Genomic DNA, 21,253 nt, shown 5'->3' with positions numbered 1-21,253 from the left:
ATGCTTACGGGGTAAGCTTTACTTCGTAAAGCTTGGTTTATGCTTACGGAGTGAGCTTTACTTCGTAAAGCTTGGCTTATGCTTACGAAGTGAGCTTTACTTCGTAAAGCTTTTAGGAGGTTAAGAAAACATGTTTAGCGGAATTGGTGTTACAGGATTTATTCTTCTTGTGCTCGTTGCTCTGCTGCTGTTTGGACCGAACAAACTGCCTGAGCTTGGCCGCGCTTTTGGCCGCACATTGAAGGAATTCAAGGCCGGTGCCAGAGATTTGATGGATGATGACGATAAGGACCGTAAAGAAGTGAGCCGGAGCGACGTCAATCGTAAAGTCGATGATCAAACGGACAATAAGCGACTCCCGGAGTAGGGGCTCGCTTTTTTTGTGAGAATGAATCCCTCCCATTAAGAACGAAGTGAGAAAGAGAGGTGCAGGCGCGGTGACAGAATCCGATAAGCTGCCTTCCCGCGAAGTGCAGCTGATGACGCTGTTTGAACATATCGGCGAGCTTCGACGCAGGCTGATCTATATTATTCTTGTGCTGGTGCTTGGCATGATTATCGGATTGCTGGTGGCCAATCCCGCTTATGATTATCTGATGAGTCAGGAGCCCGTCAATGGAATGACGCTGCATGCGTTTTCCCTGTGGGATGGAATTGGCATGTATATGAAGTTTGCGCTGGTAATCGCGCTTGTTCTTGTGCTTCCGTTTATCTTTTATCAGGCTTGGGCTTTCGTGAAACCCGCTTTGGGAATCAAGGAACAGAAGTCTGCGCTTATGTTTGTCCCCTTTGCGCTCATTATGTTTCTGATCGGGCTCGCGTTCTCCTATTTCGTTGTATTTCCAATGGCGTTTACATTTACAACGAGTGTGGCGGAGCATTTGAATCTGGAGGAGACTTACGGGGTTACACAGTATTTTGCGTTTATGTTCAACATTTTACTCCCGATATCGCTGCTTTTTGAACTGCCCCTTGTCATTATGTTTCTAACCAAGCTGCGTATCCTGAATCCCAAGCGTCTGCGCAAAATGCGGCGTCTTGCTTACTTTATTCTCATCTTGATCGGTATTATCATCACGCCGCCGGATTTCATTTCGGATTCGCTGGTAGCAATTCCCCTGATTCTTCTTTATGAAGCGAGCGTATTGCTCTCGAGCGTCGTTTACCGGAAACAGCTGGAACGCGACCGTCAGTGGGAAGAGGAGTTCGGAGCAACCTAAGAGGCTCTTCCGCGTAAAAACGGACATGTTGACTTTATCATCAGGCCCCAATAACCAAAAGGCAGGTTCAAGCATTCTTGAGCCTGTCTTTTTTTACTTTATAGGCGGTGTAAGTTTAATCTCTATCCATGGCTATATGATCTATAGGGGAGAGACCAGCATCTCTGACAGAGGGCGGTGATGGCCGTTTTTTCTTTTGCTTGGCGGAATCCCTAACCGTATTCATTTCTAATTCCAACGGATAATGGAAAAACCTGCTCTTTTTTAGAGTAAACGGGCGCTTTTCTGCTTATTCATGAGCATTTGTGAAGAGGCCCTGCATCATGAACTGTAAATTTCCCGCAAATTGTCCTTTAGGCACTTGAAATTCAGAAGCAAAATCGGTATTATTAAAAATGGTTGTTAGCACTTAACAGTTGCGAGTGCTAATATGAATTGAGCAACAAAATCAAAAGGAGGCTATTTTCATGATCAGACCTTTGGGTGAGCGCGTATTGGTTGAGCCAATCGCGAAAGAAGAAACAACAGCTAGCGGAATTGTGCTGCCAGACACGGCGAAAGAAAAGCCGCAAGAAGGCAGAGTTATTGCTGTAGGAAGCGGTACGCTTAAAGACGGCGCCCGCATCGCTCTTGAAGTAAAAGAAGGCGATCGCGTGTTGTTCTCCAAGTATGCCGGCACCGAAGTGAAATACGAAGGTAAAGAATTGTTGATTATGAAAGAAAGCGACATCCACGCAATCCTGGGATAAGCCGCGTGCTTTGACTCAAACATACATGGTTTTTACTTCATATTTATTGGGGCAAGCCTCCCTTGGCTTGTCACAGCATGGAAGGCGGCGTAGTGCCGCTTGGACGAATTGGAACGATCATTAATTAGGAGGTAATTTGACAATGGCTAAGGAAATTAAGTTTGGCGAAGACGCTCGTCGCGCAATGCTGCGCGGAGTCGACGCTCTTGCAAATGCGGTTAAAGTTACACTTGGTCCTAAGGGCCGCAACGTGGTTCTGGAGAAAAAATTCGGCAGCCCGCTTATCACCAATGATGGTGTATCCATTGCCAAAGAAATCGAATTGGAAGATGCTTTCGAAAACATGGGCGCACAGCTTGTTAAAGAAGTAGCGACCAAAACCAATGATGTTGCCGGTGACGGAACAACGACTGCTACGGTTCTTGCGCAAGCAATGATCCGCGAAGGTCTCAAAAACGTAACGGCGGGCGCTAACCCGATGGTTATCCGCAAAGGTATCGAAAAAGCGGTTCGCGCAGCTGTTGAAGAACTGAAATCCATCGCGAAACCAATCGAAGGACAACAGTCGATCGCTCAGGTTGCTTCTATCTCGTCCAGTGACGAAGAAGTCGGCCAGCTGATTGCAGAAGCTATGGAAAAAGTCGGCAACGACGGCGTTATCACGGTTGAAGAATCCAAAGGCTTCGTAACGGAGCTTGAAGTGGTTGAAGGTATGCAGTTCGACCGTGGATATGTTTCCGCGTATATGATTACCGATACGGATAAAATGGAAGCTGTACTCGATAACCCATATATCCTGATTACCGATAAAAAAATTACGAACATCCAAGAAATTTTACCGGTTCTGGAGAAAGTGGTCCAATCCGGCAAACAGCTTCTGATCATTGCTGAAGATATCGAAGGCGAAGCAATGGCAACTCTGGTTCTCAACAAGCTGCGCGGAACATTCACTTGCGTAGGTGTAAAAGCTCCAGGCTTCGGCGACCGCCGCAAATCGATGCTGGGTGACATTGCCGCTCTGACAGGTGGTCAAGTGATCACGGAAGAGCTTGGTCTTGATCTGAAATCCACAACGATTGAGCAGCTCGGTTCCGCTCGCCAGATTCGTGTAACGAAAGAAAACACGATCATTGTTGACGGCAGCGGCGAAAAATCGGATATTGATGTTCGCATCAATCAAATCCGCACGCAATTGGAAGAAACGACTTCCGACTTCGACCGTGAGAAGCTGCAAGAGCGTCTTGCCAAGCTGTCCGGCGGCGTAGCCGTAATCAAAGTCGGCGCAGCAACAGAAACCGAATTGAAAGAGCGCAAACTGCGCATCGAAGATGCTCTTAACTCCACCCGCGCAGCGGTTGAAGAAGGTATCGTATCCGGTGGCGGTACTGCACTCGTGAACGTATATAAAGCAGTTGCAGCCGTTAATGCGGTGGGCGACGAAAAAACAGGCGTTAACATCGTTCTGCGCGCTCTGGAAGAGCCTGTACGCACGATTGCAGCGAACGCAGGCCAAGAAGGCTCCGTTATCGTTGAGCGTCTGAAAGGCGAGAAAGTGGGCGTTGGTTATAACGCTGCTACTGGCGAGTGGGTTGATATGTTCTCAGCCGGTATCGTTGACCCTGCGAAAGTAACGCGTTCCGCTCTGCAAAACGCAGCTTCCGTTGCAGCGATGTTCCTGACAACCGAAGCGGTTGTTGCCGACAAACCGGAAAAAGACAAACCAGGCATGCCTGACATGGGCGGCATGGGTGGTATGGGCGGCATGGGCGGCATGATGTAATCATCCGACCAAAAACCCTTATCTATCAAGGAAAACGGGACCTTTCGGGGTCCCGTTTTTTTATAAGGTCACGAAAAGGTCACATTCCTTGCAAAACAGCTTTTTTGAGCAGATCCGAAAAGTGAGCATTCACTTGATCCGTGGCTTTCTCTTTCATTTTATCAGTGATGTGCATATAAATCTTGATGGTAGTCTTGGAGTCATCATGACCAACCCGTTGCATGATCGTCGGCAGATCAACGCCAGCCTCGGCCAACATGCTGACGTGCGTATGGCGAAAAATATGGGGTGTGGCTTTCTTACGAATTTCAGTTTTTCTTAAGACTCTCTCCATTCTCGTCTGGACGAATTTCTGGACAAAGGGATAACCTTTGTCATTACAAAATATAAACTTTTTATCGTGGTAATCAGGGTCAAAGTGCTTAGCTACCATCCTGAGCTTCGCACGGCGCTTTATGAGAGCCTTAATCATCATCATGATATTCTCGTCAAGTTCAATCGTTCGAATCGATCCAACTGTCTTAGGGGGCACAAGCTCATATTCAGACATGTTATTGTTGGGATTATATATAGTTTTCGTTATCCGCATTTTCAGGCTTTCAAAATCAAAGTCCGTTTCCTTGAGAGCGCACAATTCGCCGGATCGTATACCAGTGAAAGCGATGAGATAAAATATTTCAAGGTCGTCTTCCAAGCCATGCAATCTAACAGCTCCCAAAAAATCCTCCAATTCATGCCGCTCCAAATATTTTTCCTCAATGGGACTGTTCTCGATCTCTTCAACCGTCCGCCGCTTAATCGGAATAATGGCGCCAGTTGCTGGGTTGTCTTTTATATATTTTTCCTTAATAGCGTGTTTATAAATTAGGTTGGCCGTTACATGAACACCTTCTATTGTGGACTTCGAATAGCCCTCATCGAATAACTTGTTCAGGATATTTTGATGGGCTTTGTGTGTAACTTTATCGATGTTTACCTGACCGATGTGCTCATTTAGAGTGGCGATAGAGTTTTTCCGAAGTCGGATGGTCCCTTTTTTCACACCGGTTCGAGAATAGGCCAGCAGCCATTCTTGAGCGACCTTTTCGAAAGGAAGATGTTTAATCTTTTTTGTATCGATACCATCATCTTTTAGTGAATTAATCGCTTTGTCAGCACGCGCTTCTGCTTCTTTCTTCGTAGTGCCACGCCGTTTGATCTGATTTCTCTTTCCTGTTACAGGATCGGGAGGACCATCCTTAATGCAGATCCACATATATCCCTGTTTATTATTAGCCTTAATTTGTGTAAAAGACGCCATGCTGATTCCTCCAATTAGAAATTAGATAGGTGAAGAAATTTTTGCTGAATATCATAATTAACATCATCTAACCGAACGATCAGATTATTCACTTTGGTACCGATTCGCTGCAGGAGTAGCGGCAAATTAATGCCTAAGCATCCGGGTTTATCCGTTCGGCTAAGCAATACGTCATAAGAAATCTGTGTCGATGTGGTCCCTTCGAGATGATCCGGCTCGATAGATTCGATTTCAGCAGGTATTGATATGTATACCGGTCGAGACCAGTCCAAATTTGTTTGTGCTATTTTAATGACTAATGCAGAGGGCATCTCATTTTCGTGATAATTATATAAGAGGGCGAGTTCATAATTCCTTTCTGTTCGGCCCTGTTTGTTTGAGAAAGTAGATCCAGCGACGTATGAGCGATGCATTTTTTTTCTATATTCTTCCTCAATAATATTTCCGCAAATACGTCTTTGTATCTGAAGCAATCTCGACAATGCGGTGTCCGTTCGTACTTTAAACATTTGGGAAAGCTTAAGTGTGGCCTGCTCTTGATTAGATGGTAAATGAATCTCTCTGAGCATATACAAAGGCAGCGAAGCGTAGAGGGCAAACACCTCTGCTTGCCCCTCTTGTAAATCCAGGAATGGACGCGGCATTTTTCTTTGATCTCCGGCATGCCGGAGAACATGGCACAACTCATGGAAGAAGACGTCTCGCCGATCGATCATGTTCATGTTTTTATTAAGGAATATGACCTGTGATTCATTGCCCGAAAAACAAGCTCCATTATAATAGACAATCGTTACACTAAAAAGTTCGGCGATAACATCAATGTCGAGTTCGCCTGGCAGCAAGAGGTTATGTTCAAGATAATGTTTAGTGATCCATTTTTCCAATTCTGTCTCTGGACAAAATGAAAAATCCATTAGCGTTCCTCCTGATGGGAATGTATGTTCGTTTAATTGTGAAAAAGAAAAGCCATTTCTGGCTTAACCTCATGTTCATTTTAATTCGTCTTAATTCTTCTTCAGCTTCATCTAATCGTCACTCTTTTTGCGCTAATCCTCAGTTTGTTTCTTCTTGTTCTGCTTTAGAAGTTTTTCCTTCTGCTCTCGGTATGCTTTTAAGGCAGCTTCCATCACTTCGATTTCATCCTGGGAATAGGCATCAGGACCACCGTAAAAACTCATTTCTCCAATATTTGTTCGATTGTGTGATGAAGTTGATTCATCATCTACATAACCAGCTTTCTTCATTAGTTCTTCATAAGATGTGTTTTTTAAATAAGGAGCCAAGGCTTTTAAAGTCTCAGGAGATACTTTATGAGTTCCAGCTTCAATTCTGTTTATCGTTGAATGGCTTATACCAGACTTCTCAGCAAGTTCTCTTTGGCTCTTATATCCACTATTCTCGCGCAATTCGGAAAAGAATAAAGCGAATGAGTTTAATTCCACTTCTAACGTCACCCCTTGATTCACTCTCCCTTTATAATAACACAATTTTGTTTCATCCATGAAACACACTTTGTCTCATGAGTGAAATTTAATGTTGCATGCGTGTTACAATATGTGCTATATTGTTTTTGTAACAAGCGTGAGACATAAAGGGGGTGAAACAGGAATGAGGATATTGATAATGCCCGGAATATTAGAGATTTTGCAAAGTAAAATGACGGATCAGGAGTTTGCTGATCATATTGGAATCTCAAGAAGTCAGTTATGGCGAATTAAACTTTCTCCAGATGATAAAAGATTCTCATTGGGACAAGATTTTATCGCCAGATTACTTAGTCGGTTTCCAGATTATAAATTTGAGGATATATTTTTTTTAGATCGAATGTCACACGCGTGTTACGGTAGTGGTCATTCTGTTCCGTCAAGCAATTTCAATAGTGCATAGCGAACCAACATAAAAGAAAGGAGCATCATAAATGTTCAAAGTGGAAATCGACTTGGATGAGCTGCAGACGATAATCAGCGCGGCAGTGGACAAAGCACTCGAGAAACATTCATTTGCCAATAGCCTGCCGCCAATCCTCACCAGGACGCAGTTTATGGAACTGCTCGACATTGGACCAACGAAGGCAGCAGAACTGCTGAATCGTGAAGACTTTCCGGTTATACGGGATTTGGGTCATCCCCGGGTATTAACGCACTTATTCATTCAATGGTGTGAAGATCATACAGATTGGATTCGTAAAAACTCTGGCGACGGTTGGCGCAATAAACGTGGCGGCGTCGCTTAAAACTAAAAATATCAGAAAAAGGAGGTCCGCATATGAATGATATTCAACGTGCAGTCCAGCAGATCAGTGAATCAATAAACTTACTCAAATCAGCAAGGAAAAACCTGAACTATGGCGGTAGTGACCAAGCCGTGTCTTTATCCTTACTGGTATCACACGTGTTCATGAAATTCTGAAAGATCCGAAATGTACGCCGGAAATTGCTGATCAAGAAGATCCTGTCTTTGACGATGAATTCGATTACGACCCAGCGTCCGATCCTTGCATTTGGGATGGTGATCGAATCGATGCGACGAAATCACTTTTGTTCCAAGAAGCCCTTTCTAACGGCGAGCTGTGAAAAAGAGCCAGCCGTACATAGACGACTGACTAATGGGGAACGGCTTCTTAACTTTATTGTAACGGATGTAGTTGTCACAAATCGACGAACTACATGCGCGAGTTCGTCACAAAACCAATTGGCACAGCTTAATAACGGCACAGCTATTACCTAGCATTGAAATGGAAGAAGGGAATGGGAAAATGTCAGTTGGTCAACGATTGCGTTCTTTGCGCTTAGAAAAGAAATTGAATCAGACGGAATTTGCTTCGCATTTATCTATGGACCGCACTCAACTATCTCGCATCGAAAGTGGGGAACGTGACCCAGGGACGCCGATCCGGCAACTCTTGTCCCGTTCATCTTGGAAAATGGCGCTGGAAGTAGCAGCTGAGCAGACAGATGGTTTTTTTGGCAACATCCTGCACGATATCCCGAATCTTGATTTGCATCCAGCAGCGCTTAAGGATGTGCTTTTGAAAGAGCTGGGCGAAGCCGGGACGGCATTGGGGGAACTAGCGATGGCAAAGCATATCGATCCGAGTAAGCGCCGCGACTCAGCCGAACGGGTTTGGCAAGAAATCAGAGACGTGATCGAAAAGGCTGCGGTCATGCAAGGAGTTTTGGAAGAAGAATTCAGGCTTGATCGGCGGCGACTCATCCAGAAGCATGAAATGGAAGTCAAGAGAGGGGAACGGTAAATATGACGGAGAACTTAATGCCGGTCAGAAATCACATTGAGGAGCTGCGCTTTATGTTTCGGCGCTTGCTGCATGTGCAGGCTGCTGACGGGAGTTGGGATGCATGGTTACGTAATGAAATCGAAGAAATGGAAGCTGATCTGATGGAACAGGCAATAAAAAAATCGGCCGCCCTGCCAGGCAGCCAATTCTTAAACGAAGAATTTATTCAACTGTTCCCATTATATATGCCTGATGTACCGCATGCAAGTTTAGGGACTGATGATATACCCATGATCGTCCATCTGTAGGTTGACCTTCCGCATCATGGGACAAGCCACTCAAGAGGGGGTGAAGAATTTTGGCATGGATCGAGCTACACCAATCGTTATGGACGCATCGGAAGACGGTCATTCTTTCCGCATATCTGGATATCAATGAAACGTACGCAGCCGCCCACCTTGCACGATTTTGGACGTGGGCACTGGACAATGCTCAGGATGGCGACTTAACCGGATTGCCGGACAAAGTCATTGCCTTCGGCGCTGGATGGTTAGGAGATGCTAATGTGTTCGTCACATCATTGATTGATTCTGGCTGGTTGGATGACAGCGGTGATGGCTTGATCATTCATGATTGGGATGACTATGCGGGCAGGTTGATAGAAAAGCGAGTAGCGAACAAAGAACGTATGCGGAACGCACGTGCAAACAAGTCAACACGTGCGGCACCTGTGCAACGCACAAACGAAACACGTGACGAAACAGACGTAGCACGTGCAGGGGCTACCGTACCGTACCCAACCGTACCTAACCAAACAGAACCAAAAGATACTACTACTACCACGCAGGGGGAGGAATCTCCCGGATCTGAAATCGCTCCAAAGCCTGAGACCATAGATTCAACATCATCGAGTCAGGCGTTCAACGTGATTTCAGAAGCTTACTGTGAGCTGCATGCCATTGGTTCTTGGCAGTTTAAATCAACGGACGTGACGAGTATTTCCGCGATCTCTTCGGAGGTCCCTTGTGAATTTGCAATTGCCGTTATGCGAGGCGTTTTTGAAGAAAAGCAAAAGCGAGAAAAGAGCCGGTTCAAAAAGCCCAGCTCCTTCACATATTACGCCGGGGCTATCCGTGAAGCATATGCGGCTGATCAAGCGAGGAAGGAAGCACAGGAACACGGTCTTCCAGCTGCCGAGCCATCCAGCGGCGGAAGCCGATATCAGCGGAGTGGTTTCAGCAGAAAGCCAAAGCTTGATGTTATCCAGCCCAGTTCCAGTCCGGATGAACACTTGTCAGTGGACGAGCTGGATGAATTGCGGAAGCTTGCTTTCAAGCTTGATGGCAAAGTGGGGGTGACAACAGGTGCCGAATAGCACGCCTTTAGATTTTCTGTATGAGGACCCACGGCCGGAGTTTAAAAGCGATAGTCATCGTTGGCGGTTATTGTTCCGCCTGATTCCCGCACACATTGCTGACCGGGATATTGCAGAAACGTTATCCAAGCGGCTTTGGACACTGCGAGCTGCAGGCGCGCTCATGCGCCGAGATTTTAACGGCATCAAGTTTGTCCCGACTCCGGCGCCTGTCGGCATTTGGGAGGGGCTGGCCGAATACAAGGAAGTTCGTGAAAAGTACCTCACTCCCTATGCGGAGCAGATCCGCCTGCTGATCGGAATGATTGATGACTAAGGCTGGAAGGAGCGCAACGCATGGGATTTTTAATTCCAGAACGGAGCAGGCGAAACATGTATCTTGCGTGCGAAGAGATGGACCATACCTGGGATGAAAGCGAGGTCCTTTTGTTCGACAACCTATGGCAGGCTGGCGTGAGCGTTTACGAGATTGCCGAATGCTTCAAGCGGGATCCGGACGAAATCGCCCTGCTTGCGATAGACCGCGCCAAGAAGAGATTCATCAAGCGCCGCAGTGGCGGGGCATGGGGCGGAGGATTCCCCCGTTCCAACAAATCCAGTAAGTAGGAGGCAGCCGTGAACATATCCATTCACCGTAACATATTGTCAGGTCCATTAGCGCAAGTGGCGAAGATTGCAGATTCAAAAAGCAATATTCCCATTCTTGCTGGCGTGCTGTTCCGAACCGTTGACGAAGGGCTTTTGCTCATGGCTTCAGACGGCAAGAAGTGGTTGAAAATTATCATTCCATCAGAGGATTTTGTCACAAACAGCCCCGGGGATATCATCCTTACGGCGAAGGACGTATCCGAAGTTGTCGCCCGTATGCCAAACGGTTTGATCAGCATTGAGGTGGCCGAGAAGGAGTTAACGAATTTTGCATCCGGGCGTACGAAGCTGTCATTAATCGGGATGAGGGGACATCAATTCGCCCTCCCCAAAGAGTTTGAGATTTCACAGCAAATCGAGATAGATGGCGGTGTCATGCGGTCCATGATTAAACGGACAGTGTTTGCCATTGCCAAATCACAAACCTCTCCTATGCTTACAGGCGTTCGTGTCCGCCGTGAAAGCGGCGGTATACAGCTTGCCGCATGTGACCGCAACCGGGCAGCTATCGTTCATGAGCAACTTGAAGAGGAGGGCGAAGGGTTTTGCGCGGTTATATCGGGTGAACATCTGAAAGAAGTCGCGGATTTGCTGGGGGATGATATCGTCACCATATCCGTCGGATCCGGGGCGGCAAAGTTTCAGACAGGGAACCTGTCGTTTTACGCCAATGCGCTGGATGGGGAGTACCCGACACAAATCGATTCCTTGTCCAAGATTAAGGAGCAGGCCCGCAGTTATCTCAAATCAAAGCATATTATCGAATCGCTTGAACGGGCGAGAATTACAGCTGGAGAAGATTCGGGAGGGACGATTGTTACGCTCGACATTTCTTCTTCCGAAATCATTGTGAAAAGTAAAAGCCATCTTGGAAACTCTGTGGATTGGGTCGAGACGATGAAGCATAGCGGCACACCGTTGCAGTTGGCATTTAACGACAAAAAGCTGCTGGAAGCATTAAAGGCGCTGGGTACCGAGAATGTGTTAATGCGTTTTGGCAGCGCGGGGCCAGTTATCTTATCTGGCGGCGATGAGGAAGATACGACTTTCTTCGTTGGCGCTACGCGATTTGTGGAAGGGGTTTGAGTGATATGGATGAATCGTATGAGCAACTTGAACTGGTAATCGAGGATGGATTTCTTGTGATGCCTGGTGAACCGGAATGATACGCAAAGCCAGCCTGTTCAGCGGGATTGGGGGGGTGGATATAGCGGCTCATATGGCAGGCATGGAAACGGTGGTCTTTTGCGAACAAAAGCCGTTTCCGCAACGTGTGCTTCATAAACATTGGCCTGCCGTACCGATTATTGACGATGTTCATGATTTTACTAAAGGGAGGCTTGATGAACTTGGAATCGGAACCATTGACCTTGTTTCCGCCGGATATCCTTGCCAGCCTGCAAGTTTTGCCGGGAAGCGAAGAGGCGAAGAAGATGACCGCTGGCTCTGGCCAGAAGTTCGCCGCGTTTTATCCGAAGTCCGACCCCGTTGGTTTATTGGTGAAAATGTGTTTGGGCACGTCTCTTTGGGGCTCGACACTGTGCTTACTGACTTGGAGGACGACGGTTACGCCGCAGAAGCGATCGTTATTCCGGCTGCTGCCGTCTACGCCTCCCATAGACGAGACCGGGTCATTGTTTTGGGCTACTCCCAAGGCAACGATGCGCGGGGACTGCCCATCGGAGAGAGAGCGCCGGACACCGGACCTGCATGCACAGGTGAAAATGTGGCCGACTCCACGGGCGAACGATGCAGAGAAGCGCGGCGAGATAAACGCGGGAGATTCACGAAACGGACTCCCGGCAGCAGTGAAAATGTGGGCGACACCGAGTGCGGCGGACGCGAAGGGGAGTCACGGCGGAGGTCAGAACCGGAGCTTGCGAACGGACATCGCGGAATGGAAAGTGAGCTTGTGGCCAACGCCTCAAACAAGGGATTACCGCAGCGGGGACGATCCGGGAGGCCCCCGGGCGTCGAGGAAGCGGGAGCAGGGATGGACAATAAATTTGAACGATGCCGTGAAGATGTGGCCGACTCCAGCGGCGCAGGACAGCAAAAATGTAAGCCTACCGGCTTCTCAGATCGATCGGGATTCAATTCCGGGAGCAGTGATGCGCGGTGGACAATCAGGGCAGCTGAACCCGGAATGGGTGGAAACCTTGATGAACTTTCCGGTTGGGTGGACGGAAGTGGATTAGACGCGAACCCATTGAATCGGCTTAAGCAACTGATCCACGACTTCCCTCAACCCGCATTAATCGGGCAGCCTCAGTATACCTGGGAGCCGGCTCGAGTGAATGCAGGTGTGAAGAATCGGGTATCAAGGCTGGAGGCGCTCGGAAATGCGGTTGATCCGCTGCAGATATTCCCGATTTTATATGCAATGCGTTTGATCGATGAATGGTTGATATCAAGTAAGGAGGAGGCATATTGAGCATACCGCGTATTCTTCACTATCCAGGCAGTAAATGGAGCTTGGCCCAGTGGATTATCAGTCACATGCCGCCGCATACGACATATCTGGAGCCGTACTTTGGATCCGGGGCGATTCTTTTCTCCAAGGAGCGGAGCCAGCTTGAAACGGTTAATGACCTGGACGCCGAACTCGTGAATCTTTTCTTGATCATCAGGAATAGACCGGACGAGCTGGCGCATGTCATAAAATGGACGCCTCACTCGAGGCAGGAATATTACGAGAGTTATTTGCCTGCAGAGGATGATCTTGAACGTGCACGACGATTGGTAGTCAGATTGTGGCAGGGCAGAGGTGGGAAAACGGCACACCGGACCGGATGGCGCAGCATGATCGAACCAAACGGCCCTTTGCCTGGTAAGGAATGGCTGGGATTCCCTGAAAAAATCATGTCAGTCTGCGAAAGGCTGATGGGAGTCCAAATCGAAAACCAACCCGCGTTGCAGTTATTGGAGCGATACAAACGACCCAATGTGCTGATCTATGCCGATCCGCCCTATGTTCAATCCACCCGGACGACAACCAGTTACAAACACGAAATGAATGAGCAAGATCATGTTGAATTGCTTGATACGCTCGATGATCACCCTGGTCCGGTACTGCTTTCCGGTTATGCTCATCCGATTTACGATGATCGCTTGAAACATTGGCATAGGGAAACAAAGCAGTCAAAGGCAGAAGGTGGAGCTTCCCGCGAAGAGGTTCTTTGGATCAATCCAGTCGCAGTTGATGCAATTGGACAGCAATTATTATTCTAAAAAACTAATGATAAAGGATGGTAATCAAAAATGAATGAAACAATGGAGAAATTGCAAAAGGGCGATAAAGTTGTCATGCATACATGCGTCGAAAGCAAAAATCCCAAATATGCCGGGAAGATTTGGAACGTCACGTCAGACCAATTTGAACAAAGTGGTCATTTCTCTGTCATGCTTGAAGGATTCAGCGGATCATTTGCTACAGAATTCCTCCAACGTGTTCAGATTAATCCCGTGTCAGCAATGGATGACCCTTCAGAGATCGAGGATACCTTGGATCTTGGCAGACTCGTCGAAGTGGCCATGATCGATATCAAGAAAAGCGGATTGGTTCAGAAGGCGGTAAGGGGCCGGTTGGAAGCGACGATTAAAGACGTTATTGACGATGTTTTCAAATCATACGGTGATTTCGGCAAGGAGCTTAAAGAACATGTCAAAAGCTCGTTGAATGTGAATTTCAATAAACTGGATTTGCCTGAATATAACACACTGGTTGCCCATACGGTCAAGGAAAAACTGAACGAGCTAACCTATTCGCTAGGAGTCGAGAAGTTGAAAACCCAAATGGATACGCTCCTTGCTGATATAAAGCCGGAATATAAATTATCTGAGATTATTGAAGAATGGTTGAAAGAGCAGAACGATGACGGGGATAAAGACGATGAGTATTGTACCGTCATCGTAGAAACCAAAAGTTATGGAAGCCAATGGATTTATATCGACGAGGAAGCCGACAAAGAAAAATATGAATGCAATATCAAGATGCTTGTAAGGCATCCAGAAGGAACGATTTCAAATTTAAAAATCGGAAATATGGATATTAACGCTAAGTCCATCATGTGGGGCCTTCATGATATTGAAGGGAAGTTATTCACAATTTATGCACATGGTTCCAAGCTGATTGTGGATGAAGATGATGTCGAAACGGGTTATCCCAATTCTTACGAAGATTAAGTGAGAGGCGATGATTGCAATGAATCCGCAAGCATTGCAAATGATCCATAACGCATTAAAACCAATGATGAAACGAGGATGTAGGATTGAACATATCAAGTTGGTTGTTTGTCCTCATTCTCGTATTGCGGGGACTGATCGTGTTCAGACCCGATATGGCCTGTTGCGAATAAAAACAGGCGAGTATGTACCAAAAGGATTTTCCTATCTCATCGAGGACAGTTATAAGGGCTTTGCTTGGGTTTCAAAAATTGCTAAATAGGAGGCGTTATTTTTGAAAGCTCATTGGGGAGACCGGGGCGCTTTGGAAAATATCACTTGGGAAGGATGCGTTGAGCTGTCGAAAGCAATCCTCTCAAGTCCGCCCGGGGATTGGACACACACGATCAACGGGGAGCCAGTACGCTTAGAACGGATAGTGCTGGTTCCGGGAGAATTGGCAAAGGTGTTTTTCCGGGGCAAAGATTACGGTGGTTCCTGGTCCATTGCTGCATGGGAAAAAGATGCTAAAAAAATTGTCGTTTATGAGCAGATGGTTTTATTCTAAGATGAGGAACATAGAAAAACCACCGGAACGTTGGGGAACGGCAACCGGTGGTTTGTCTGAAAAGTCCATACACCAATTATAACATAAAGGGGTGTATGGGAATGGGCGCATTGGTTAGTGCTTGGGATCAGTGGGATATGTTTCCGGAGGCAACTGAACAGGAAGTCAAACAGACAAAAAAAGTTCTTGTAGGTTACCGCCGAATGAAAATGACGTTAGAATCATTGGCCCCTCAGTATGATTTTCTGAATGGTAAGCAGCTGGCCATATTCAAAGATTTTGAGATCAAAGTAAGACTGATCGAGCAAGCCGTGAACATCATCCAAGACGAAGAAATCAAACGAATCGTCACCTTTCGATTTATTCGGGGGAAACGATACAAAGACACGGTCATCTTCTTCGGCATTATGAGCAATCGTACCGTAGACCGGAAGATAATAGAGGGCATTGTGTCTGTAGCCAATACACTTAAGCTTTGGGAATGATGAAAAATGACGGTAAGTTGGCGGTAACATGTCGGCAGGTTGACGGTCTTATAGAGGTACAGTTGGATCATAAAGGAGCGAAGCGCTCCGGGTGATACCTACTGTACCTTTATCATATGTAGGACTCGGTCATGCTGTGGGTCATTCGACCTTAGACGCTAGTCGTCAAGAGTGTGGTGTGAGGTGGGGTTTGATGCCCCAAAGTTTTTTACAAGAGGGCGTGAACAAATCGTGCTCTGTTGTAGATGACTTTATAATAAGTCGCTTATGCGTTTTTTTATTTGAAGGGGGTGTACCGGTTGCGGTATTTCAAAACAATCAAGAAGTTAGATCATGTAAAGCTGCAGCCGGTTAAATGCCGAGGCTGTATATGGGGGCGCTGGGAATCTTCTTCCCAATACTGCTCCAGGCTCAAATGCGTGAAGGATCAGCAAGGAGGCTTTGCGCGTGAACTACGTTCAGCCAATCCGTGATCCAGAAATTTTGTCCGATATAAGAGACTACTTGAGGGCTACGTGTTATCGAAATTACATTATGTTCCTTCTTGGCACTAATACCGGTTTAAGGATCGGAGATTTACTCAAGCTTCGTGTCCGGGATGTTACAGGGACTCATGTCTCAATTCGAGAACAGAAGACAGGAAAGACGAAGCGAATACTCATAACGCCAGAGCTCAAAAGGGAACTTGAAATCTATATTACAGGAAAACAGCCGAATGAATTTCTCTTGCGGAGTAGGGAGGGAATTAACCGGCCTATTACACGTTCAATGGCATACAAAATTCTGAGATCGGTAGCAGATGAATTCAGGCTGCAGGAGATTGGCTGCCATACACTGAGAAAGACGTTTGGTTACTTCTTTTATCTCCAGTATAAGGACATTGCGCTCCTCATGAGGCTGTTCAACCACAGCAACGAAAAAGTGACTTTAAGGTATATTGGAATCGAACAAGACACCATGGACGTCCATTTAAAACGCTTTAAAGTATAGTGAGTTACTCATATCGAGGATAGGTGGAACTCATTTGAGCCTATTGGTTCTTATCCAGTATTATCAAGCACTTGGGAATTTCAACGGATTACACACAATATAAGATATGGATAACTGAAAGAGGAAATTCAACCCAATAATAGAATATATCAGAGATACAGATATTGGGAGGGAACCTAGTTGGTTAAAGTATCAATAACTGAAATTCTTGAGGCCGTTGGGAAAGGAGAATTATTAGAACATACTTCTCCGAACGTTGAACTAAAGCGTGAATGGAAAAGAGAAGTTGGAGAAGAAGTAAGTGCTCTTGGTAACAAACTAACGCATGATGTATTTTGGATCGTTATAGGCGTTGAAGACAATGGCTTATTATCGGGTAAGAATGAAAAGTGGGTAAAACAAACTGAACAAAATATATCTCAACATTTTAATGAAAACTTAGATCCTGTTCAAACGAGTGATGGCATAACTTGCCACCAAATAAATGGTAGTTATATTGTTATTATAAAAATATCGAACCCAGGATCAGTTGTAAGATGGCGTCACAATTCATACAAAGCTTCTGGGACTACTGTACTTGAGATGACACCGGATGAAGAAATGGAGTTAATAATGAAATTACCTGGATTGTCAGATTTTTCTGCGCAGCCATGGAAAGGAGAAATAAATAAAGAAGTCGCACTCAAATTTGTGGAATGTCTTATTCTTAAGAGACGAGAATTTATGTATGATCAAAAAGAAATAGATGATCCTACAAAAATATTAGATAGACTTAAAATTGGTAATACGAATGTATCGAATATATTATTTGGTGATTTTAAGTTTAGGGTTGTGTTTTATGACGAACAAAAAGAAATAACCAGAAATGAAACCAGAAGTGGGTTGTATAGTGTATTAACAGAAGAATTCATTGCTGAGATCCAGGAATATAGCAGCAAAACTGAAGACGAAAATTTCTCTCACCGCGTCTTAAAAGAAGCAATTGCTAATGCGGTAGCCCATGCTGCATATTACGAAAATCAGGGTGACTTAATAATAGAAGTATATAAGAATAGTGTATGTTTTAGTAACTTATGTCTGCCAGAATCCCAATTCTTTGCCAACAAATGGTTTTCAAGGAGCCACAAAACAATAAATAATTTACTTATGGAAACTCTTAGGACATGTGGCATTGTAGATGAATTGGGAAGAGGTAAGAATTTGATTTATACTTATTCTTTAGTAACAGGAAAAAGGCCACCTGAAGTTTTAATTGAAAAAGCAGGCAGATTCAATAGGTGGAAAATTAATGTTTATGGTGGTATACAAGACCCTATACAAGTCAGACTTCTAGAAAGATTGAGAGAGAAATATAAAAATGAGCATAAAGCATTAATCGCTAATGCTTTGGTTTTATGGAGAGATAAGTCTGTCAGTGAGATAAATAAATACATAGATGGTGAGTCAGCTCCTCTATTTGCAGAAGTCTTGCACGATCCAAATGGACCAATATTTTATTATAGTGAGGAAGATAGAATCGTAATAAGAAGATGGACGAGAGTGTTGATTGAAGAGGGCAAAGACTCTATGAGGCTTAAAATGGCAGAAGAAAATGACCTGAAGAAATTAGCATTTACAATTAGCTCAAAATATCGAAATTATATGATAACCACAAAAGAATTAAGGGATTTAGCTGATATGGGCAATACAAGGTCCGAAATAACACTCACCTCCAATTTAATGAAAAAGTGGTGCTCTGAAGGAACAGTTACTAGAGTGAGTAAGGGTTTATACAAATTTAAGAAGAAACAACAGACATATGAACTGACTTTTGATCAAATAATGGAGTTGTTAAAAGGAAATTCGGAAGCATCCGCTACGATAGAATAAACAGTTTTAGTAAAGCCGCTCTTGTTGGCGGCTTTTTGTTTCAAGTTGAAATAAATCGAAATTAGAGCTATTGAAAGTTCGCTGTAGAGGAGGTGTTTGACGTGCCTTTAGCACCATTTAAACCATGCAGTCGAACAGGCTGCAAAATCCTGACAAGGGACAGGTTTTGTACCGATCATAAAAAGTCTGAGCAACTACGCTACAATCGTGAGCGCGGATCAGCTGTATCACGAGGCTATGATAGCAAATGGCGTACTGAGCGGCTAGGATTCCTTAGTAAGCATCCGCTGTGCATCTGTTGCCAGCAGAAAGGCTTAATCGTCGCTGCTACCGTAGTAGACCATATCAAGCCGCACAAGGGCGACAAAGCTCTATTCTGGGACCGTAACAACTGGCAGCCGATGTGTAAGTCGGATCATGATGCTAAAACAGTGCGTGAGGATGGTGGATTTGGCAAATACATCAAGTAAAATATGTTAAACTAAGTTACAATTACCTTATGTTCCAAAAACGAACTTATAAGGCGGTTGATATAATGAATTTGGGGGATGTGTTGGGAGTAGGTAAATTAAGTGACAATGGTCTAGAGCTAATCAAATTAATATACCCAGATCTAGCTCAACCGGCTTTAAAAAAAGTGGGAATGGCACTCGAGACTGTGCTTGATTTATCTAATACTATTTTATTGCCTTTGAAATTAATGAATGAGAAGGTTCGGATGAACGGTGAAAGGCATTTGAAGTCTTATCAAGAAAAACTCAATAGTTATCCGGAAGAATCAATTGGTTCTGTGCCCCCGGAGATTGGATTACCTGTGTTGGATGAATTGTTAAGAGTCACCAACGAGGAAATAGCCGATTTGTTCACAAATCTATTGGTTAATGCTTCATTGATTGAAAAATCTAAGTTTGCCCATCCTAGCTTCATACATATATTAAAAAATATTAGTGTGGATGAGGCCAGAATTATCAATTATTACAAAGATCAAAGAAATATGCCGATTCTAGTAATAAACTATCTGAAATCCAGAGAGAATTGGCAGGGAGAAATGATTGGGATAAGTGAATTCTTTATTAATTTAGATGAGAATATCGACTTGTTATATAAAGAGAACAGAAGTTTTTATTTTCAAAATCTGAGTAAATTCGGGTTGTTTGAAGATGGGCATAATTTTCCACATAGTATGAGCTCTGTCGTCGAAAATAAAGGTGCTGAAATTTTAAGTGAAGAAAAAAGGCTTCAAGAATTGATAGATAATGAAGTAACAAATGAAAATGGCATTATATATTCGCTGCATGATGTTCGGAGCCATATCTATCTATCAGATTATGGTAAAGAGTTTGTAAAAAGTATAAGTGTTAATTAGGATAATACTATAAGGATTCCTATTACATAGTCGCTCATATGAGCGACTTTTTATTTTGCCCATAGATTGGAGGTTATGGAATGAAAATTGAATCAGTGAATTTGAGCCAAATAATTCCAAGCGAGTGGAATCCAAATGAAATGGATGATCACATATTTCATTCACTAGTGGAAAGTGTTCGAAAATACGGCGTATTACAGCCTATTTTACTACGAACGGACATGAGCATTATTAAAGGAGAAAAGCGATGGCGAGCAGCTGGGATGGCTGGTATAGAAGAGCTTGTATGTGTAATTGTTGAATCGTCGGACGAAGAATCAAAACTTCTGAATATAAGCTTATCGCGACTACGCGGAAAGACAAACGAGGAGTTGCTCGCATCCTTGGTCGTAGAACTATCACAGCATATGAGCATCGATGATCTTTCAAGTCAAACCGGCTATACTGAGGATGACCTTAACAGAATCATCGATGAACTACCCTGTGATACTGAGGTTCCTTTAATTGTGGAAGATGATGAATTCGACGTCAAGAAAGCGTTGGACCAAATCAAAGAACCGACCACTAAGCCCGGCGATATATGGGCGCTTGGTAATCATATCCTAATGTGTGGTGATTCAACATTAAGAAGTGATGTTGAACGGCTAATGAAAGGGTTTAAAGCTAAGCTCGTTGTTACTGATCCTCCTTATAATGTCGCTGTGAAAAGTGATTCCGAAAATCTTTTATCTACTGGCCGAGATAAAATAATGAACGATGATATGGATGAAGAGGAATTTAAGGGTTTTCTTGATTTGGTGTTTGAAAACTATGCGAACATCATGGACAAGAAAGCAGCCATTTATGTTTTTCATGCCTCTTCCTATCAACGTGAGTTCGAGAATTCTATGAATAAGGCCGGGATCATCGTCAGGACTCAGTGCATATGGGCAAAGAACGCCTTCACATTCGGATTTGCACAGTACAAATATAAGCATGAGCCAGTGTTTTACGCGTTTCTGAAGGGACAATCACCCACATGGTACGGTGACTTCAAACAAACAACTGTGTGGAAGTCCGGCCTTCCTGTAGCGGAACCAGAACCCTCAACCTTATGGGAGGTCTCAAGAGGGGATACATCTAAGTATGTGCATCCAACACAAAAGCCGCTTGATCTGCTTCAGATACCCATAGAGAACAGCAGCCAACCTGGTGATATCGTTGCGGACTTCTTTGGGGGAAGTGGATCTACCCTTATGACCTGTGAACAGATGGGACGAACATGCTTCACTATGGAACTCGATCCTATATTCTGTGACGTAATCATTAAACGGTTTAAAGAAATAACCGGCAAAGAGCCTATGCTCCTTGCAAGCATTCAGCCTGTGGCATAGAAAAAAGGAGAGCGCTTGAACGCTCTCCCCGGCCCAGGTCACCCTGGCTTGAGATAGTGGAAAGCCGTGGCCACGGATGTACAAAGCCACTATCTCTGCATCCATCATACAGGATAGCCAGAGGTGACCAC

Annotated in this window: 26 protein-coding genes; 23 read left to right on the top strand and 3 right to left on the bottom strand. The window is 44.8% G+C overall.

Annotated features, from left to right (window positions below):
• Positions 1–130: 130 nt before the first annotated feature.
• The 4 genes from tatA (at position 131) to groL (ending at position 3,749) form a co-directional block, all read left to right on the top strand.
• Entirely contained in the window at positions 131–367 is a 237-nt protein-coding gene (gene tatA, locus ACFOLF_RS12420; protein WP_210045166.1) for a twin-arginine translocase TatA/TatE family subunit, read from the top strand.
• Positions 368–479: 112 nt separating this feature from the next.
• Positions 480–1,220: a twin-arginine translocase subunit TatC gene (tatC, locus tag ACFOLF_RS12415; RefSeq protein ID WP_210045280.1), complete on the top strand. Its 741-nt coding sequence runs from the start codon at positions 480–482 to the stop codon at positions 1,218–1,220.
• 467 nt (positions 1,221–1,687) lie between these two features.
• Complete coding sequence (gene groES, locus ACFOLF_RS12410) at positions 1,688–1,969, top strand: co-chaperone GroES (RefSeq protein ID WP_210045165.1); 282 nt, start codon at positions 1,688–1,690, stop codon at positions 1,967–1,969.
• Between the two features lie 142 nt (positions 1,970–2,111).
• Positions 2,112–3,749, top strand: coding sequence for a chaperonin GroEL (groL, locus tag ACFOLF_RS12405; protein WP_210045164.1), 1,638 nt, complete (start codon positions 2,112–2,114; stop codon positions 3,747–3,749).
• 79 nt (positions 3,750–3,828) lie between these two features.
• Here groL and ACFOLF_RS12400 read toward each other — a convergent pair whose 3' ends face one another.
• The 3 genes from ACFOLF_RS12400 to ACFOLF_RS12390 form a co-directional block, all read right to left on the bottom strand.
• On the bottom strand, positions 3,829–5,049 hold the full coding sequence (locus ACFOLF_RS12400; protein ID WP_210045163.1) for a tyrosine-type recombinase/integrase: 1,221 nt from the start codon (positions 5,047–5,049) through the stop codon (positions 3,829–3,831).
• Positions 5,050–5,063: 14 nt separating this feature from the next.
• The gene (locus ACFOLF_RS12395; protein ID WP_210045162.1) at positions 5,064–5,963 is read right to left on the bottom strand and encodes an ImmA/IrrE family metallo-endopeptidase; all 900 of its coding nucleotides are present in this window, start codon (positions 5,961–5,963) and stop codon (positions 5,064–5,066) included.
• A 132-nt stretch (positions 5,964–6,095) separates the two neighbouring features.
• Positions 6,096–6,551: a helix-turn-helix domain-containing protein gene (locus tag ACFOLF_RS12390; RefSeq protein WP_210045161.1), complete on the bottom strand. Its 456-nt coding sequence runs from the start codon at positions 6,549–6,551 to the stop codon at positions 6,096–6,098.
• A 416-nt stretch (positions 6,552–6,967) separates the two neighbouring features.
• On the opposite strand from ACFOLF_RS12390, the gene ACFOLF_RS12385 reads away from it, so the two are divergent.
• The 19 genes from ACFOLF_RS12385 (at position 6,968) to ACFOLF_RS12295 (ending at position 21,122) form a co-directional block, all read left to right on the top strand.
• Positions 6,968–7,282, top strand: a complete 315-nt coding sequence (locus ACFOLF_RS12385; RefSeq protein ID WP_210045160.1) for a DNA-binding protein — start codon at positions 6,968–6,970, stop codon at positions 7,280–7,282.
• A gap of 32 nt (positions 7,283–7,314) precedes the next feature.
• Positions 7,315–7,458 carry a hypothetical protein gene (locus tag ACFOLF_RS12380; protein ID WP_210045159.1) on the top strand — a complete coding sequence of 48 codons (144 nt, stop codon included), beginning with the start codon at positions 7,315–7,317 and terminating at the stop codon, positions 7,456–7,458.
• Between the two features lie 346 nt (positions 7,459–7,804).
• Positions 7,805–8,302 carry a helix-turn-helix domain-containing protein gene (locus tag ACFOLF_RS12375; RefSeq protein ID WP_210045158.1) on the top strand — a complete coding sequence of 166 codons (498 nt, stop codon included), beginning with the start codon at positions 7,805–7,807 and terminating at the stop codon, positions 8,300–8,302.
• A 2-nt stretch (positions 8,303–8,304) separates the two neighbouring features.
• Positions 8,305–8,592 (top strand): hypothetical protein, encoded by a 288-nt coding sequence (locus tag ACFOLF_RS12370; RefSeq protein ID WP_210045157.1) that lies wholly within the window; start codon positions 8,305–8,307, stop codon positions 8,590–8,592.
• Between the two features lie 50 nt (positions 8,593–8,642).
• Complete coding sequence (locus ACFOLF_RS12365; protein WP_210045156.1) at positions 8,643–9,659, top strand: hypothetical protein; 1,017 nt, start codon at positions 8,643–8,645, stop codon at positions 9,657–9,659.
• Entirely contained in the window at positions 9,649–9,975 is a 327-nt protein-coding gene (locus tag ACFOLF_RS12360) for a hypothetical protein (protein ID WP_210045155.1), read from the top strand. The genes ACFOLF_RS12365 and ACFOLF_RS12360 overlap by 11 nt, the downstream gene beginning before the upstream one ends.
• A 56-nt stretch (positions 9,976–10,031) precedes the next feature.
• Positions 10,032–10,265, top strand: coding sequence for a hypothetical protein (locus tag ACFOLF_RS12355; protein WP_210045154.1), 234 nt, complete (start codon positions 10,032–10,034; stop codon positions 10,263–10,265).
• A gap of 9 nt (positions 10,266–10,274) precedes the next feature.
• Positions 10,275–11,393, top strand: a complete 1,119-nt coding sequence (gene dnaN, locus ACFOLF_RS12350; RefSeq protein WP_210045153.1) for a DNA polymerase III subunit beta — start codon at positions 10,275–10,277, stop codon at positions 11,391–11,393.
• Between the two features lie 76 nt (positions 11,394–11,469).
• Positions 11,470–12,741, top strand: coding sequence for a DNA cytosine methyltransferase (locus tag ACFOLF_RS12345; protein WP_379219457.1), 1,272 nt, complete (start codon positions 11,470–11,472; stop codon positions 12,739–12,741).
• On the top strand, positions 12,738–13,538 hold the full coding sequence (locus tag ACFOLF_RS12340) for a DNA adenine methylase (protein ID WP_210045152.1): 801 nt from the start codon (positions 12,738–12,740) through the stop codon (positions 13,536–13,538). Before ACFOLF_RS12345 ends, ACFOLF_RS12340 begins: the two co-directional genes overlap by 4 nt.
• A 30-nt stretch (positions 13,539–13,568) precedes the next feature.
• The gene (locus tag ACFOLF_RS12335; RefSeq protein ID WP_379113617.1) at positions 13,569–14,492 is read left to right on the top strand and encodes a hypothetical protein; all 924 of its coding nucleotides are present in this window, start codon (positions 13,569–13,571) and stop codon (positions 14,490–14,492) included.
• A 19-nt stretch (positions 14,493–14,511) separates the two neighbouring features.
• Positions 14,512–14,754 carry a hypothetical protein gene (locus tag ACFOLF_RS12330; RefSeq protein ID WP_210045151.1) on the top strand — a complete coding sequence of 81 codons (243 nt, stop codon included), beginning with the start codon at positions 14,512–14,514 and terminating at the stop codon, positions 14,752–14,754.
• 12 nt (positions 14,755–14,766) lie between these two features.
• Positions 14,767–15,039: a hypothetical protein gene (locus ACFOLF_RS12325; RefSeq protein ID WP_210045150.1), complete on the top strand. Its 273-nt coding sequence runs from the start codon at positions 14,767–14,769 to the stop codon at positions 15,037–15,039.
• Positions 15,040–15,140: 101 nt separating this feature from the next.
• Entirely contained in the window at positions 15,141–15,524 is a 384-nt protein-coding gene (locus ACFOLF_RS12320; RefSeq protein WP_210045149.1) for a hypothetical protein, read from the top strand.
• 447 nt (positions 15,525–15,971) lie between these two features.
• On the top strand, positions 15,972–16,514 hold the full coding sequence (locus ACFOLF_RS12315) for a site-specific integrase (RefSeq protein ID WP_210045148.1): 543 nt from the start codon (positions 15,972–15,974) through the stop codon (positions 16,512–16,514).
• A gap of 180 nt (positions 16,515–16,694) precedes the next feature.
• Complete coding sequence (locus ACFOLF_RS12310; RefSeq protein WP_210045147.1) at positions 16,695–18,383, top strand: AlbA family DNA-binding domain-containing protein; 1,689 nt, start codon at positions 16,695–16,697, stop codon at positions 18,381–18,383.
• 101 nt (positions 18,384–18,484) lie between these two features.
• Positions 18,485–18,853, top strand: a complete 369-nt coding sequence (locus ACFOLF_RS12305; protein WP_210045146.1) for an HNH endonuclease signature motif containing protein — start codon at positions 18,485–18,487, stop codon at positions 18,851–18,853.
• Between the two features lie 65 nt (positions 18,854–18,918).
• Complete coding sequence (locus ACFOLF_RS12300) at positions 18,919–19,749, top strand: DUF4393 domain-containing protein (RefSeq protein WP_210045145.1); 831 nt, start codon at positions 18,919–18,921, stop codon at positions 19,747–19,749.
• 80 nt (positions 19,750–19,829) lie between these two features.
• Positions 19,830–21,122: a DNA methyltransferase gene (locus ACFOLF_RS12295; protein ID WP_210045144.1), complete on the top strand. Its 1,293-nt coding sequence runs from the start codon at positions 19,830–19,832 to the stop codon at positions 21,120–21,122.
• Positions 21,123–21,253: the final 131 nt, after the last annotated feature.

The organism is Paenibacillus sepulcri (genome assembly GCF_042647105.1).
In the GTDB taxonomy this organism is placed as follows: domain Bacteria; phylum Bacillota; class Bacilli; order Paenibacillales; family Paenibacillaceae; genus Paenibacillus_Z; species Paenibacillus_Z sepulcri.
The sequence above is the reverse complement of the archived record's forward strand: the minus strand, read 5'-3'. Positions and strand labels throughout refer to the sequence as shown.